Annotated in this window: 16 protein-coding genes; 8 read left to right on the top strand and 8 right to left on the bottom strand. The window is 67.1% G+C overall.

Annotated features, from left to right (window positions below; genetic code table 11):
- Positions 1–2 precede the first annotated feature (2 nt).
- From ACFWO8_RS32250 to ACFWO8_RS32240, 3 genes are all read right to left on the bottom strand, one after another.
- Entirely contained in the window at positions 3–869 is an 867-nt protein-coding gene (locus tag ACFWO8_RS32250; RefSeq protein ID WP_378973737.1) for an MlaE family ABC transporter permease, read from the bottom strand.
- Entirely contained in the window at positions 869–1,714 is an 846-nt protein-coding gene (locus tag ACFWO8_RS32245; RefSeq protein ID WP_378973732.1) for an MlaE family ABC transporter permease, read from the bottom strand. The genes ACFWO8_RS32250 and ACFWO8_RS32245 overlap by 1 nt, the downstream gene beginning before the upstream one ends.
- A 198-nt stretch (positions 1,715–1,912) precedes the next feature.
- Entirely contained in the window at positions 1,913–3,004 is a 1,092-nt protein-coding gene (locus ACFWO8_RS32240; protein ID WP_378973726.1) for a calcium:proton antiporter, read from the bottom strand.
- 103 nt (positions 3,005–3,107) lie between these two features.
- Between ACFWO8_RS32240 and ACFWO8_RS32235 the strand changes: the two genes are divergently transcribed.
- From ACFWO8_RS32235 to ACFWO8_RS32220, 4 genes are all read left to right on the top strand, one after another.
- Entirely contained in the window at positions 3,108–3,758 is a 651-nt protein-coding gene (locus ACFWO8_RS32235) for a phosphate uptake regulator PhoU (protein ID WP_378973720.1), read from the top strand.
- A gap of 198 nt (positions 3,759–3,956) precedes the next feature.
- Positions 3,957–4,742 carry an HNH endonuclease family protein gene (locus ACFWO8_RS32230; RefSeq protein ID WP_378973717.1) on the top strand — a complete coding sequence of 262 codons (786 nt, stop codon included), beginning with the start codon at positions 3,957–3,959 and terminating at the stop codon, positions 4,740–4,742.
- Positions 4,743–4,777: 35 nt separating this feature from the next.
- A complete protein-coding gene (locus ACFWO8_RS32225) occupies positions 4,778–5,002 on the top strand; it encodes a hypothetical protein (RefSeq protein WP_266296076.1) in 225 nt (74 codons plus the stop codon).
- A gap of 97 nt (positions 5,003–5,099) precedes the next feature.
- Positions 5,100–5,714, top strand: coding sequence for a phosphatase PAP2 family protein (locus ACFWO8_RS32220; RefSeq protein ID WP_378973712.1), 615 nt, complete (start codon positions 5,100–5,102; stop codon positions 5,712–5,714).
- Between the two features lie 36 nt (positions 5,715–5,750).
- Here the strand turns inward: ACFWO8_RS32220 and ACFWO8_RS32215 are convergent, their stop codons facing one another.
- The 4 genes from ACFWO8_RS32215 to ACFWO8_RS32200 form a co-directional block, all read right to left on the bottom strand.
- Positions 5,751–6,962: an FAD-dependent oxidoreductase gene (locus tag ACFWO8_RS32215; RefSeq protein WP_378973705.1), complete on the bottom strand. Its 1,212-nt coding sequence runs from the start codon at positions 6,960–6,962 to the stop codon at positions 5,751–5,753.
- Positions 6,963–7,105: 143 nt separating this feature from the next.
- Positions 7,106–7,741 carry a PadR family transcriptional regulator gene (locus tag ACFWO8_RS32210; protein WP_378973700.1) on the bottom strand — a complete coding sequence of 212 codons (636 nt, stop codon included), beginning with the start codon at positions 7,739–7,741 and terminating at the stop codon, positions 7,106–7,108.
- A gap of 81 nt (positions 7,742–7,822) precedes the next feature.
- On the bottom strand, positions 7,823–9,814 hold the full coding sequence (locus ACFWO8_RS32205) for an MDR family MFS transporter (RefSeq protein ID WP_378973695.1): 1,992 nt from the start codon (positions 9,812–9,814) through the stop codon (positions 7,823–7,825).
- Between the two features lie 107 nt (positions 9,815–9,921).
- The gene (locus tag ACFWO8_RS32200; RefSeq protein ID WP_378973686.1) at positions 9,922–10,554 is read right to left on the bottom strand and encodes a TetR/AcrR family transcriptional regulator; all 633 of its coding nucleotides are present in this window, start codon (positions 10,552–10,554) and stop codon (positions 9,922–9,924) included.
- Between the two features lie 107 nt (positions 10,555–10,661).
- On the opposite strand from ACFWO8_RS32200, the gene ACFWO8_RS32195 reads away from it, so the two are divergent.
- The 3 genes from ACFWO8_RS32195 (at position 10,662) to ACFWO8_RS32185 (ending at position 12,833) form a co-directional block, all read left to right on the top strand.
- A complete protein-coding gene (locus tag ACFWO8_RS32195) occupies positions 10,662–10,919 on the top strand; it encodes a hypothetical protein (protein WP_378973681.1) in 258 nt (85 codons plus the stop codon).
- A gap of 79 nt (positions 10,920–10,998) precedes the next feature.
- Complete coding sequence (locus tag ACFWO8_RS32190) at positions 10,999–11,919, top strand: RNA polymerase sigma factor RpoD/SigA (protein ID WP_378973678.1); 921 nt, start codon at positions 10,999–11,001, stop codon at positions 11,917–11,919.
- Positions 11,920–11,957: 38 nt separating this feature from the next.
- Positions 11,958–12,833, top strand: coding sequence for an oxidoreductase (locus tag ACFWO8_RS32185; protein WP_378973673.1), 876 nt, complete (start codon positions 11,958–11,960; stop codon positions 12,831–12,833).
- A gap of 6 nt (positions 12,834–12,839) precedes the next feature.
- Here the strand turns inward: ACFWO8_RS32185 and ACFWO8_RS32180 are convergent, their stop codons facing one another.
- Positions 12,840–13,772 carry an NADP-dependent oxidoreductase gene (locus ACFWO8_RS32180; protein WP_378973669.1) on the bottom strand — a complete coding sequence of 311 codons (933 nt, stop codon included), beginning with the start codon at positions 13,770–13,772 and terminating at the stop codon, positions 12,840–12,842.
- Positions 13,773–13,893: 121 nt separating this feature from the next.
- Between ACFWO8_RS32180 and ACFWO8_RS32175 the strand changes: the two genes are divergently transcribed.
- A complete protein-coding gene (locus ACFWO8_RS32175; protein ID WP_378973663.1) occupies positions 13,894–14,859 on the top strand; it encodes a GlxA family transcriptional regulator in 966 nt (321 codons plus the stop codon).
- Positions 14,860–15,056 lie beyond the last annotated feature (197 nt).

Below are 15,056 nucleotides of genomic sequence, written 5' to 3'. Positions count from 1 at the left end.
GCTCACCCCGTAAAACTGATCGCCGAGTTGAAGCCCCAGAGCATGATCGAGAGCACCATGTCGATGGCGATGATGGCCACCGTGCTCGCGCGCACGGCGCGGCCCGAGGCGATGCCGACTCCTTCGGGGCCGCCGGTGGCGAAGAACCCGAAGTAGCTGTGGACCAAGATCACGACAGTGCCGAACACGGCCACCTTGATCACCGCGGCGATCACGTCGAAGCCGGTGACGAACTGGAAGAAGTAGTGGTCGTACACGCCGGCCGACTGCCCGTAGACCATCGTGAGCAGCCCGCGGCAGGCGCCGTAGGACAGGATCAGCGCGATCAAGAAGGTGGGCACGATAGCGATGGCGCCCGCGATCACGCGGGTGGTGACGACGAACGGCACCGAACGCAGGCCGAGCGCCTCGATCGCATCGATCTCCTCGGAGATGCGCATCGCGCCGATCTCGGCGGTGATCCGGCAACCGGCCTGGGCGGCGAAGCCGATGGCCGCGGCGATCGGAGCCAGCTCACGCGTCGTGGCGTAGGCCGAGACCACGCCGGAGACCGGGCCCATGCCGAGCATGTCGAGCGTGGCGAACGATTCGACGCCCACTGAAGCGCCCATCACCAGGCCGAGCACGATCATCATCGGGACAGTGCCGCCGCCGACGATGATCGACCCGCGGCCCCAGGTCATATCGGTGACCGCGCGCAGCGTTTCCTCGCGATAACGACGCAGTGTCAGCGGCACCGAGGACAGCACCTGCCAGACGAACACCGCGACGAAGCCGAGCGATTCACCGGCGGTGACGATCCGCTTGCCGATGCCGGCGAGGTTGCGGAGCCAGTGCAGGGAGGTGGGGATATACGAAGAGGCAGCCATCACGCCAACTTCGTCGGTAGGAACATGGCGGTGATCTGGCTGGACAGCAGGTTGACGACCGCGATCGAGACCACCGAGAGCACCACCGCCGCGTTCACCGCGTCGGCCACACCGCGCGGTCCGCCCTTGGCTTCCAGTCCGCGCTGGCACGAGATGATCACGACCAGGAAGCCGAAGATCAGCGCCTTGAGCAGCGACACCCAGACGTCAGCGGCGGTCGCGAACGAACCGAAGGTCGACCAGTAGCTGCCCGGCGTCACACCCTGACCGCCGACGGCGACCGCGTAACCGGCCAGCACGCCGACGAAGATGATCAGCACATTGAGCATCGGGGCGACGATCAGCATCGCGACCATGCGCGGGATGACGAGCCGGTGCACCGGGTTGATGCCCATGGTGTTGAGCGCGTCGATCTCCTCGCGGATGGTGCGCGCGCCGAGGTCGGCCGCGATGGCCGCCGCCCCAGCGCCACCGAGCAGGAAGCCGGTGGCGATGGGCGCGCCCTGCTTGATCACGCCGAGGCCGCCGGTGGCGCCGAGCATGGAATCGGCGCCGAGGCTGTGGATCAGGTTGCCGACCTGGACCGAGACGATCACGCCGAACGGGATCGCCATCAGGACCGCGGGAATGGCGGTGACCATGATCAGGCGCCAGGCCTGCACGAGGGTCTCACGCCACTGGAACTGCCTACGGGCGATGTCGGAGAACGAGCCGCCGACCGATTGCTGTGCGAGATCGACCGCACGCCCGAAGGTCCGCAGCGACGACACGACGGTGTCGGTGAAGTTCTTGCGGACGATCTGGGTAGCGGAATCCGGCTTCGCGGCGTGCAGGTCGAGGGACATCAGGGATGCCTCCGGGCCGCTCGTGAAGCACGGGGCTTGGTGATTTTCATACCGCACTCTCTGGCTTCGGCGTCTTTGCCAACTCCAGCAAGCTAACCGGTACTCTGCGTCACAACAAAATTTCCAGTGGGTGACCCTCGTCGCTTTTCCGCGGTTTCCATGACAGATTCACAGGCCGTGTGATCCGCAACACCCCAGCTACGGGCTTGCGGCGAGGAACACAAATGCCGCGAACAATGCCAGGTGAACGCCACTGTGCAGTAGGGTCGCGCGGCCTGGGACGATCGTCAGCGTGCCGACCACGACGGTCAGTGCGAGCAACACCATCTGGGTGGCGCCGAGACCGAGCACCAGCGGACCACTGAGCCAGATGGTCGCGATCGCGATCACCGGAATGGTCAGGCCGATACTCGCCATCGCCGAACCGAGCGCCAGGTTCAGCCCGATCTGCACCTGATTGCGGCGCGCCGAGTTCACCGCGGCGAGGGTCTCGGGCAGCAGCACCAGCATCGCGATCACCACACCCACCGCCGACTGCGGCAAACCGGCCGAGGCAATCGCCGACTCGAGCGCGGGCGAGACCACCTTGGCCAGGCCGACCACGCAGACCAGGGCCAGCACCAGCATGCCGAGACTGATCAACGCGGCCCGGTTGGACGGTGCGTGACTGTGGGTGTCGCTGTCGTCGACCGCGCCGCCGTCCTCCACCGGGAGGAAATCGTCGGGGTGACGCACCGTCTGCACCATCACGAACAGCCCGTAGAGCGCCAGCGAGGCGACCGCGGCGAAGGCGAGCTGCGCGGGCGAGAACTCCGGGCCCGGCGCACTGGTGGTGAACGTCGGCAGCACCAGACTCAAGGTGGCCAGGGTCGCGACGGTGGCCAGGGCGGCACCGGTGCCTTCCGCGTTGAACACCGCGACCCGCCTGCGCAACGCACCGACGAGCAGCACCAATCCGAAGATGCCGTTGCAGGTGATCATCACCGCGGCGAACACGGTGTCGCGGGCCAGCGACGCCGCCTTGTCGCCACCGGAGATCATCATCGTGACGATCAGCGCCACCTCGATCACGGTCACCGCCACCGCGAGCACCAGCGAACCGTAGGGCTCACCGACCCGGTGGGCCACGACCTCGGCGTGATAGACCGCCGCCAGCACCGCGCCGACCAGGGCGACACTCACCAGCGCGACGATCAATCCCGGTACCGAACGACCCCAGCTGAGTACGAGCACGAGCGCGGCGAGGATGGGCACGTACATGGTCCATTTAGTCGTCAACGCGGCAATCATGGCCCCCATCCTTCCAGCTACGGCCGGGTACACCCCGATCCGTCGACGCCCGATCTCGGCGATGGATTCACTCACACCCGCTCGATGGGGAACAATTCAGCGCGTGCGGACCCAGTTCACCCTCGAGCTCGTCGCTCTGGCCAACGATCTCACCCTGATGTCGCGCGTCGCCCATGACGCGACCGAGCGGGTCACCGCGGCACTGGCCGGCGCCGACCTCGCCGCCACCTACGAGGTGTTCGCGCTCGACGAGCAGCTACAGCTGATGTTCGCCGCCTGCGAATCCCGCACCATGGCACTGCTCGCATTGCAGGCGCCGGTCGCCCGCGATCTGCGTCATGTAGTGACCGCGATTCAGGTCGCCGGTGAGCTGTCACGGATCGGTCGACGCACCGAAACCGCTGGGCAGTACGTATATCGGGCGCATCCGGGCGTGGTCGCGCCCGCATCGGTGATCACCGAACTCGTGTCGATGGGCACGCTCGCGGCCGAGTGCGTCGCGCGCGTGAGTTCGTCGGTGGCCAGCGGTCGGTTCGCCGCCGAAGACGGCAGCGATATCGCGGCGATGGAGACGCTGTGCAAGCAATTGCGCACCGCGCTCACCGAGGCCGACGTGAGCACCGAGGCCGCGATCGACATGGCGTTGCTCGGCAGTCAGTTCCAGCGGTGTGTAGACCATGCCGCCCGCATCGCACGGCTGATCCGGTTCCTGGACACCGGGATTCCGCCGGAATCGGGATCACTGCCCGACTGATCGATTGTGATGTCGATCACCATCCGTTTGCCCTCCTGGATCACTGGTCATCTCCGTCGATAGAGGAACGCTATTGAGCCGCACCCGGTTCGCACTGTGCTGTGCGGAACCTCATAGCGGACAATCACTGACGACAGCTGGTGCGGCCGTTAGGTTGTGCCGGTTCATTTTTCGACGAAGCATCTGGGTGGTACGGGCATGAAGTGGTCTTCGATCAGCGGTTCTCCCCTGGGTCGAGCCCTGCTCGCCCTCGCCGCGGCGGTGTGTCTGGCCGTGGTGGTCACTATCGCGAACTCGTTGCTGGACAAGGTGAGTCCGACCGCGCCCGGCCCTGGTTCGGCGGGTGCGGCGACGGTGTCGGGCAAGGAAGTCGGCGACCTGGTCGCCACCCTCGTCGTCGCGAAGGAAGGCCCGATGACGGGCTACACGCGCGAGAAGTTCCCGCACTGGGACACCAACAAGCCCGAGCACGGCTTCACCGGCGACCTGGCCGAGTACGCGAAATGCACCAGCCGCGAGGTGATGATGCTGCGCGACGCCACCGGCAAGGTCAGCCTCGACGCCAAGACCTGCGATCTGAAAGTCGAGTCCGGCGGCGGCTGGCAGGACCACTACGGTTTCGTCGACAAGAAGACCGGCGAACTCGGGCCGTACAAGTTCATCACCGATCCGTCCAAGGTCGACGCCGAACACATTGTCGCCCTTGCCGAAGCCTGGCGATCCGGTGCGGCCGACCGCGACGAGGACACCCGCCGCCGCATCGCCAACGACTCGATGAACCTGGTCGCCGCCGACCCGTCGGCCAACCGATCCAAGGGTGATCAGGATCCCGCGAACTACTTGCCGCCCGGCAACTTCCGGTGTGCCTATGTCGAGCACTACGTCAAAGTGAAGGTAAAATACGCCTTGACCGTTGATACCGCCGAGCACACCGCGTTGCGCACCGCAGTCGATGACTGCCTCCGCCGAGGAGAGTTCACATAAGCGAGCCCATCGAGATCACCGCCGAGAGCGCCGTCATGACCGAAGAGGAAGGGACGGTGTCCGGCGAGCTCGATGTCATGCTCGACGATGCGGGCAAGGGCCTCGTCCGCTACCGCGGCACCGATACCTGGTACACGATCGGCAACATCGACTGCGAACCTCCGCGCACCTGGGACTGCGTCGCCGACTTGGTGAAGGCGATCAAGAAGGACGCGGGCACCCGCGATGTCGCCGGGAACACGGTCGTCTTCGAAGCCTGAGGCTCCAGCTGGCAATCTGGTAGCCATGCCGACTGCCTATCGACAGCCTCCGCCCCCTGACGTCGCGTGGACCTCGCTGTGCCGCCGGACGCCGATCGTGGCAGCTCTGATCGCGACCGCGGCGGTGCTGATCACCGCCCTCACCTGGCAGGTCACCAGCGGCATCAGCGGGATGGACACCGGGGTACTCGACTGGATGATCGCGCACCGAGGCGAACCGCTCACCAGCATCGCCGCGGTGATCACCGACCTGGGCGACACGCTGTCGATGGCGATTCTGGCGGCGCTCGCCGTCGGCTGGTTCGTGCTGCGGCGCAATCTACCGGTAGCCACTCTGGTCGCGATCACGTCGCTGGGAGCGGGTGTACTGGTGTGGGTGATCAAACGTCTCGTCGGGCGCAATCGGCCGCCCGAAACGTCGCGGATGGTCTTCGAACCCAGCCTGTCCTATCCGTCGGGGCACACGCTCGGCTCCACGGTGGTCGTCGGCATCGTGGCGATCGTCCTGATTCCCCAGATCACCAAGCACTGGGTCCGGATGGCCGCGACCGTGCTGGCGGTCGTCTTTCCCGTCGCCGTCGGGTTGTCGCGCATCTACCTCGGCGTCCATTGGACCACCGATGTGCTGGCCGGTTGGATCATCGGGCTGCTGTGGCTCGTCCTGTGTGTCACCGCCTTCACCCGCGGGTGGCAGACACCGGAGCGCGGATAGCCCTCGGTCGCCTGCCGTGACCGAGGGCGGTGCGGGTCAGCCCGCGGTAGCGGCCGATTCCGCCTGCACGGGCGCGTTCCAATCGATGCGGTAACGCCGTTCGGCGCCCATCGTCTTCTCCGGGTTCATCACCGTTCTGACCATGAGCGGCATCATCGCGTTCATCATCTTGCGGGCGAACGGGCCAGGGGTCTTGCTGTGGTTGATCTTCGCCGCGCGCGCCGCGACGCCTTCCACGCGCGCCCGGCGCAACCGCTCGTAGACCGCGAAAGCCTCGGTCGGCGCGGCGATATCGCGCAGGCAGCGCGCCAGCTGCACGGCGCTCTCGATCGCCAGTGACGCACCCTGTCCCGAGCTGTTCGACGGTGCGTGCACCGAGTCACCGACCAGCACCATGCGGTCGCGATACCAGTGCGGCACCGGCGGCATGATGTGCAGCGCACCGGTTATCTCGAGGTTTTGTGCCGTGGTGCGGCGGGCGAATTCGGCGCCGGGAGAGTCGGGGGCGTAGGTCTCGCGTAGCACCTCCAGCCAGTGCTCGGCGGGCAGGCCACGTGCTTCGGTGAGCGAAAGGTATTGCTTGCTCGGCAGATTCGCACCCCACGCCACCCGACCGTCGGCCAGCTTCCAGTACAGGTAGTAGGCCTTGGCGCCGAAGGCGAACACCATGGTGTCGTCGGGCAGGTCGAGACCGGATTCGACCAGGGCACCGAAGCCGAGCATGCCGGTGTAGTCGGGTCCCGGCGCGGCCGGGTCGATCAAACTTCGTACGGTGGAACGGATTCCGTCGGCTCCGAGGAGGACGTCGGCGGTCGCGGTGGAGCCGTCGGTGAAGTGCGCGGTGACGCCCTCGGGATGTTCGTCGACGCTCGTCAGCCGCTTGTCGTAGCTGAACGGCACGCCCGCGGCGACCGCGTGATCGTGCAGGGTCCGGTGCAATTCACCGCGGTCGACGGCCTGTAGCGGCGGCTGATCGGCCAGCACCGGCAAAACGTGTTCGCGACCGCTGACGCGCAATCGCATCTGCGCGACCGGCAAGGCGATCTCGCGCACCGCGTCGCCTGCACCGATGATGTCGAGCGCCGCGACGCCGTTGGGTGCCAGCGCGAGCCCGGAGCCGATGCCCTCGGACGGACCGGAATAGGCCTCGTAGACGTGGGCGTCGATGCCCGCTTTATGGAGGGCGGTGGCGGCGACGGGTCCGGCGATGCCGCCGCCGATGATCAATGCGGAACGGGTGGTGGACATGGGTGATCTCCAGATCAGTGTCGGCGCCACCCAGCTATCCTGTGGTTGCCTCACCTCGAGGCCGGGCGCGCCTGGTTTCGGGACGGTTTCTCGGGCTCGGTGGGGTGTTGCCGCACACCACCGGGTCCGGGTCTTGGGCGGAGCTAGTCGTTCCCCCTCTCGCCGAGTTCGGGAATCTTGTCGGCGGGCATGCCGTCGACATGCCACTGCCGCCAAAGCTCGAGGCCCTCGAAGGTGCCCGCGGCGAGTTCGTCACGCAGGGAGCGCGCCCAGCTCGCCTCGGCTTCCAGCATCGCCAAGCCGAATTCGGATTCGACGAGAAACAGCCGCGGCAGCGTCAGTTCGGTCAGCTCGGCCCTGGTGGTCGCGATGGTCTGCTCCAAGGCCGCGATCCGTGTGCCGAGCAGGACGGCCACCTCGTCCGGTGGCAGCACCGCCAGAATCGACAGGCCCGCGGTGAACCGGTGGTGTTCGGGCTCGGGCGCGGCGAGCAGTTCGCGGGTCCAGTCCGCCATCTCGGCGCGGCCCGCGTCGGTGATCCGGTAGATCACCCGCTCGGGGCGCGCGCCGTCACGTTCGCTGCCGATCACCTCGAGGAATCCGGCTTTCTCCATGTTCTGCACGACGGTGTAGAGCGAGCCCCACTTGATGTCCATGTCGCGGTCTTTGCCGTGGGCGCGCAGGGTGGCGGCGATCTCGTAGCGGTGCATCGGACGCTGCACGATCACCGAGAGCACGGCGAGCGCCAGCAGGTTGTTCACTTTGCGCTTCGTAGCCATCACTACCTCCTTACTCGTCTACGAATATACGTCTACGAGTATTCGGCGGCAAGGTTTGTCCAGCGGAGTGAACAGCCGAATTCAGACTTTCGATACCTCGCTGCTATCAGCGCCCTGGTCGAGCAACTGGGCCGCGATCTTCGACAGCGCCTCGTCCAGCAGTGCGCGGTCTACCGGATCCTCGGAATTCCAGTCGTCGAGACGGTCGCCGAGCCAGCGCCGCCAGCCCGCTCGCAGCTTGTCGACCTCGGCGCTACCGTCGCCGGTCAGCGTGAGGGTGCCCGCGTCATCGCGCAGCAGACCCGCGTCGGCGGCCTGCCGGAAGACCGGCGAGAGCACCTCTACCGGCAGCCGGTGTCGGTAGGCGATGGCATACACCGAGGCAGGCGCACCCTCCTTGGCGTAGAGGTACACCTGCCCCAGCGCCCACGCCGCGTCCGGCCGCAGCGTGCTGCCGGAGGCCGCGATGAGCTCGGGGATGAGCGGTTTCTCCGCCCTGGCCTTGCGCACCGTCGTGGCGACCGCACGTTCGAGCTGCACCACCCGGTCGGGCGAATCGGGCACCGAGAATCCCTCGCCGACATCGCCTGCACCGTGGCGGGCGCTGTCACGCAGCCGCACCTGCGGCAGGAACCAGGCGACGACGAAACCGACCAGCGCCACCGGAACGACCCAGCGGAACACGTGGTCGATCGACTGCGCGTAGGCGTCGACGATGGGCGCCGCCTGCTCGTGGGGCAGTTCCCGCAGCAGCTTCGGATTCGCCGCCACCTCGGGCGAGACGCCGGGCGTCTGTCTCAACGCGTTCTCCAGCGCGGTCGTGCTCTGGTTGGTGTAGAGCGTGCCGAAGACCGCGGTACCGAACGCGCTGCCGAGGGTGCGGAAGAAGGTGACGCCCGAGGTAGCGGTGCCGAGATCGGCGTAGGGCACGGTGTTCTGCACGACGATGGTGAGCACCTGCATCGACAAGCCGAGTCCGGCGCCGAGAATCAGCATGTACAGCGATTCCAGCCAGATGCTCGTCTCGTATCCCATCGTCGACATCAGGCCAAGACCCACCGCCATCACGGCCATGCCGACGACCGGGAAGTACCGGTACTGCCCGGTCTTTCCGACGACCTGACCGGAGAAGATCGACGTGATGAACAGCCCGACCACCAGCGGCAGCGTTCGCACGCCGGAGATCGTCGCCGTCGCACCGTCGACATATTGCAGGTAGGCGGGCAGGTAGGTCATCGAGCCGAGCATCGCGAAGCCGACGATGAAACTGAGCACCGACGACACCGTGAACACCCGGCTGCTGAACAACCGCATCGGCAGCATCGGTGCCTTCGCCCGGTTCTCCACCAGCACGAACCCGGTGATCAGCAGCACGGCCAGCACGAACAAGCCGATGATCTGCCAAGAGCCCCACGGATATTCGTTGCCGCCGAACTCGAGCCCGAGGATCAGCGCCGAGACCCCGAGCGCGATCAGGCCGATGCCGAGGTAGTCGATCACCGGCCGGGCGACCGCGCGCAGGTGCGGCAGCGTACGCGCCGCCATCACCACCATGATGATCGCGATCGGCACATTCACGTAGAAGCACCAGCGCCAGCTGGCGTGGTCGGTGAACAGGCCACCGAGGGTTGGCCCGATGACGGTGGTCACGCCGAACACCGCGCCGAGCGCGCCCTGATATTTGCCGCGTTCACGCAGCGGAATGGTGTCGGCGATCAGGGCCATCGAGGTGACCATCAACCCGCCAGCGCCGACACCCTGGATCCCGCGCGCCACGATCAGCATGACCATGCCGCCCGCGACACCGGCCAGCGCCGAGCCCGCGATGAAGATGATGCCGCTGATCTGGAACAGCAGCTTGCGGCCGAACAGGTCACCGAGTTTGCCCGCGAGCACGGTCGCGACGGCCTCGGCGAGCAGGTAAGCGGTCACCACCCAGGCCATGTGCCCCGCGCTGCCGAGGTCGGCGACGATCGAGGGCAGCGCTGCCGACACGATGGTCTGGTCGAGTGCGGCCATGAGCATGCCGAGCACGACCGTCGCGAAGACGATGTTGATCTTCGCCTTGCTCATCGGTTCGACGGGCCTGTCTACAGCAACACCATCCGGCATTGGCCCAGTATGGGCTTTCAGGTCCGGCACCGGAGCCCAGTGACACGGCAGCAATCGCCGCCGATCACTCAGCGCACGGCGTAATTTCCCAGCCCGGGCTCGAGCGCGTCGAAGGCGATCTCGGCATCGCGGGTCAGCGCAGTGGCGATCTCGGTGGCGGATTCACCGTCGAGCGTGCGGCGTGTGATCTCGTCGAACAACACCCGCTGGACACTGGCGAGTTGGGCCGCGGCGACGCGCGGGGTGATATCGCCCGGGTCGGCGCCCGTCTCCGTGGCGAGCGCTTTCGCCAGCGCCACCTGACGGTCGTCGTGGAACTCGCGCACGCGCGCCGTCAGCGCGGGGCTGTCGGCGATCATTCTCGCGAACGGCTCTCCGCTGAAGCCGATGATTTGGCTCTGCGCCGCCACCGCCGCCAGGTAGGCGTGGCGCAGCGCGGCCAGTGCCGATTGGCCCGGCGCGCGTTCGCGCACGATCGCGGCGAGCTGGTCGATGTAGATCTCCCCCAGGTCGAGGGCGAGGTCTTCTTTGCGGGGGAAGTAGTTGGTGACCGTCATCTTGGCGACGTCGGCGGCTGCCGCCACCTCGGCGATGGTCACCCGGTCGAATCCGCGAGCCAGGAACAGCTCGGTCGCCCGGTCCGAGATCTGCTCCCTGGTCTGCTGCTTCTTCCTCGCCCGTAGGCCCGGTTGCGTCGTCATGTCTCCAGCGTATCTGAATTCGTCCTAAATTTGTTCTTGACATATTTTTAGGTTCGTTCTAAGTTTGTGTTCGTCGCCGCAAGCGACACGATCGAAGGAGACAGCGCATGCCGCACGGAACCGATATCGCCGCCGAGCCCCTCAGTGCCCGTTCCACCCACGAAGGAGCAGCCGATATGGCCCGATACACGACATTCCGCGACGCACTCTCCGCGCCGGAGCCGCTGACCTTGCCGACGCCGCGCCGGGCCAGCGCGGCCGCACAGTTCCCGTCCACGCGCCGAAGCGGCTCCGGTTCGGCGATCCGCGGTGCGCAGACCCGCTCGACCACCGTGCGCCGTCCGATCCGCATCCCCGGACGCTGACCAACCCGACCGGCGGGGCGATCCACTCGCCCCGCCGGTTGCCGGCCCACCCTGTTCGTCGCACACCCCGGGAGCTCTCTTGACCGTCACCGCCGACCCCATTCGCGACTACCTGACCGCCATCGGCCGCACTCCCCTGCTGACCGCCGAGCAGGAATACGCCCTCGGAGCACGCATTGCCACCGGTGCCGCCGCGCGCGCCGAATTGGCCGAAAATGATTCAGCCGGTGTCGAACTCACCGCAGCACGACGAGAGCTGTTGCGCCGCGACGAACTCGACGGTCTGCGCGCGAAAGATCAGATGGTGCGGGCGAATCTGCGCCTGGTCGTCTCCATCGCGCGCCGGTTTCCGACCAACACCGGCATGTCGCTGCTCGATCTGATCCAGGAGGGCACGCTCGGGCTGATGCGCGCGGTGGAGAAGTTCGACCACGAGCGCGGACTCAAGCTCTCCACCTACGCGACGTACTGGATCCGGCAGTCGATCGGTCGCGCGCTCACCGATCAGGGGCGCACGATCCGGCTGCCCTCGAATGTGGCCGACGTGCTGCACCGGGTGATCCGGGTGCGGCGCGAGCTCACCCACCGGTTGGGGCGCGCGGCCACGACGGAGGAACTGGCCGCGGGCGCCGAGCTCACCGTCGCGCAGGTCGAGGCGGTGCTGCGGCACGAAGCCGAGCCGGTATCGCTGCACGCGCCCGTCGGCGAGGACACCGACCTGGGCTCACTACTGCCCGACAACACGCCCGCGCCGGCGGATGTGGTCGCGGATCGGATGCTCGGCGGCTACGTCGAGGCGGCCTTGGCGGTGCTCACCGAACGCGAATCCGCCGTCATCCGGCTGCGTTTCGGCCTCGACCGCGGTGAAGGCCGCACGCTGGAGGAGGTGGGCTCGGTGCTCGGCTTCTCCCGCGAACGGGCACGCCAGATCGAGGCGAAAGCCATGACCAAGCTGCGCAAACCTGCCTGCGCCCGTACGCTGACCGGATTACTCGGCTGACGCTTCCCTCCTATCTTACTCCGGAGTAAGATAGGCGCATGGCATGGAAACCAACTGACATCGCGGACCAGTCCGGGCGCACATTCGTGATCACCGGGGCCAACGGCGGCCTCGGTGCCGAAACCACCAAGGCGCTGGCAGGCAAAGGCGCCACCGTGATCATGGCCTGCCGCAATGCGAGCAAGGCGCAGCCGATCGCCGACGCCATCCCCGGCGACGTACGGGTGGCCACGCTAGACCTGGCCGACCTGGCTTCCGTGCGCGAATTCGCCGACCAGCAGGGCGAATTCGATGTGCTGATCAATAACGCGGGCCTGATGAACATCCCGTTCTCGCGTACCGCCGACGGGTTCGAAACCCAGTTCGGTGTCAACCACCTCGGCCATTTCGCGCTCACGGGACTGCTGCTCGACCGCGTCCGCGACCGGGTGGTGTCGATCGCCAGCATCGCGCACAAGCAGACGCCGAAGCTATGGATCGACGACCTCAACTACGAGAACCGTCGCTACCAGCGCAATCTCGCCTACGCCCAGGCCAAGCTCGCCAACCTGATGTTCGGCCGTGAACTACAGCGCAGGCTCACCGAAGCCGGCTCGGCGAAGAAGTCCTACGCCGTGCACCCCGGGGTCTCGGCGACGGACCTGTTCGCCCGCACCGAGACCCCCCTCGACAAGGTCAGCAAGCCGTTCATCAAGCTCATCGGCCACCCGCCGCACAAGGCCGCCCACTCCACCCTGTTCGCGGCGACCGAACCCGACGCCGACCCCACCACCTATTGGGGCCCCAATCGGTTGATGCAGTCGCAGGGGCCGGTCGAGGCGTGCCCGTCGAGCAAGATCTCGCGCGACCCGGAGCTGCTGCGCAGGCTGTGGGAGGAATCCGAGCGGATGACCGGGATCAGCTACAAGTTCTGATAATTCTCATTCCACAACCGAGAGCACGATCTTGCCGCGGGTGCGCTGATTGTCGCTGATCTCGTGGGCCTTGCTCACGAGATCCAGCGGCAGAACGGTCGCCACGTGAGGTCGCAGCGCACCTGTTTCGACCAGGTCCGCGATGGCGCGCATGCCCGCACGGTCGGCTTCGACGATCATGAACCCGGCACGCAGGCCGAGCGGGTGGGCAACTTCCACCAAGGCGGCTTCCGCCGGGGAAGCCAGCGAGACGACGATGCCGCCGGGGCGCAGGGTCCGCAGGGAACGCGGGCCGTATTCGCCGCCGATGGTGTCGACGACGATGTCGATGTCCGCGGCCGCGTCGACGAAATCTGTTGTCGTGTAGTCGATCACCTCGTCGGCACCGAGATCGCGGACGAAGTCGTGATTGTCGGCGCGTGCCGTGGCGATGACGTACGCGCCGCGCGCCTTGGCGATCTGCACCGCGACGTGGCCGACCCCGCCCGCGGCGGCGTGGATCAGGACGCGCTGTCCTGGCTGTACGTCGGCGGTGTCGACGAGTGCTTGCCAGGCGGTCAGTGAGACCAGCGGCAGGGCAGCCGCCTCGACGTGGGTGAGGTTCGACGGCTTGTGCGCGAGATGGCGGGCCGGTGAGGTGATGTACTCGGCGTAGGCGCCCGCGGCGCGCGGCTGACGCGGCATGCCGAACACCTCGTCGCCGGGCACGAACAGGGTGACCCCGGTGCCGACGGCCTCGACCACGCCGGACACATCCCAACCCAGTGGTGCGATCGCGCCGAGCAGTCCGCCGGTGCCGCGATGCCACGAATCGGTGGGGTTCACCCCGGCCGCGTGCACGCGGATCAGCACCTCGGCCGGTCCTGGACTCGGCTTGTCGACCTCGATCACGCGCAGCACCTCGGGTCCGCCGAAGGTGTCCTGACCGATTGCCCGCATGGCTTGTCTCCCTGTGTATCCCAGGCCGATTCGGAGCGATCCGACCGTGTGGAGACCACGATGCCGGGTCAGTGATCCGGCGACGAGTGGCAAGAAAGCCAAGATGTGCAAGGATCTTGCCATGCATCGCGTGGTGGTTCTGGCCGTAGACGGCGTGTATCCGTTCGAACTCGGCATTCCCGCCAGAATTTTCGGCACCGCGGCCGCGACCGATGGCGCGCCGCTCTACGAAATCCGTACCTGCAGCTTCGACGGCGCCCCGGTGCAGACCAACGCTGACTACTTGATCTCGGTGTCCGGTGACAGCACCACGCTCGACGAGGCCGACACCCTGGTAATTCCCCCGTTCTCCGGTTGCGACGGTGCCGAAACAGACTGGATGCCACCGGAATTACCGGACGCGCTGGCCAGACTGCCTCCCGGAGCCCGCATCGTCAGCTTCTGCACGGCGGCCTTCGCACTGGCCAACCTCGGCCTCCTCGATGACCGGAAGGCAACCACCCACTGGGCACAAGCCGACCGTTTCCGCGCGCTGTTTCCGCAGGTACGCATGGACGCCGACGTGCTGTTCGTCGACGACGACCGCATTCTCACCGCGGCGGGCAGCGCCGCGGGCATCGACCTGTGCCTGCACCTGGTGCGCCGCGATCACGGCAGCGCCGTCGCCAATCGGGTCGCTCGCTTGTGCATCGTGCCGCCGTGGCGCGACGGCGGGCAAGCCCAGTTCATCGATCGCCCGATCCCGGAAACCGCCGCCGAGAGCACCGCCGAGACCCGCGCGTGGGCGATGACCCACCTGGACCGTCCGCTCCCGCTCACCGAACTCGCCGCCCACGCCCGCATGAGTGTGCGCACCTTCTGCCGCCGCTTCCGCGAGGAAACCGGGCTGCCACCCGGCCGGTGGTTGATCCGCCAACGCGTCGATCATGCTCGTCACCTGCTCGAAGTCACCGAGCTGCCGATCGACCGCGTCGCCGCCGAAGCAGGCCTCGGCACCGCCGCCTCCTTGCGCCAGCACCTCGCGGCCACCATCGGTGTCTCCCCCACCGCCTACCGGCAGACCTTCCGTACGAGGGCACCGCACTGACTACTCGACCGGAACCACCCGACCGCACGCCATCACCACCGACCGAGGCTCACGTGTGGCATCGATTCCGGCCCACGGGCGACGGTCGCGGCGCAGCGGGCATGAACGCTGGTCCCCCGAGCACCGAGCACGGTGGTCCGGCGTGCACCCCGGACCACCGTGCTGTGCTGTGACGTCCGCCTCCGGGGTTCGCCGCG

Source organism: Nocardia sp. NPDC058480 (assembly GCF_042720495.1).
Lineage (GTDB): Bacteria > Actinomycetota > Actinomycetes > Mycobacteriales > Mycobacteriaceae > Nocardia.
This window is presented reverse-complemented; position numbering and strand designations above follow the sequence as displayed.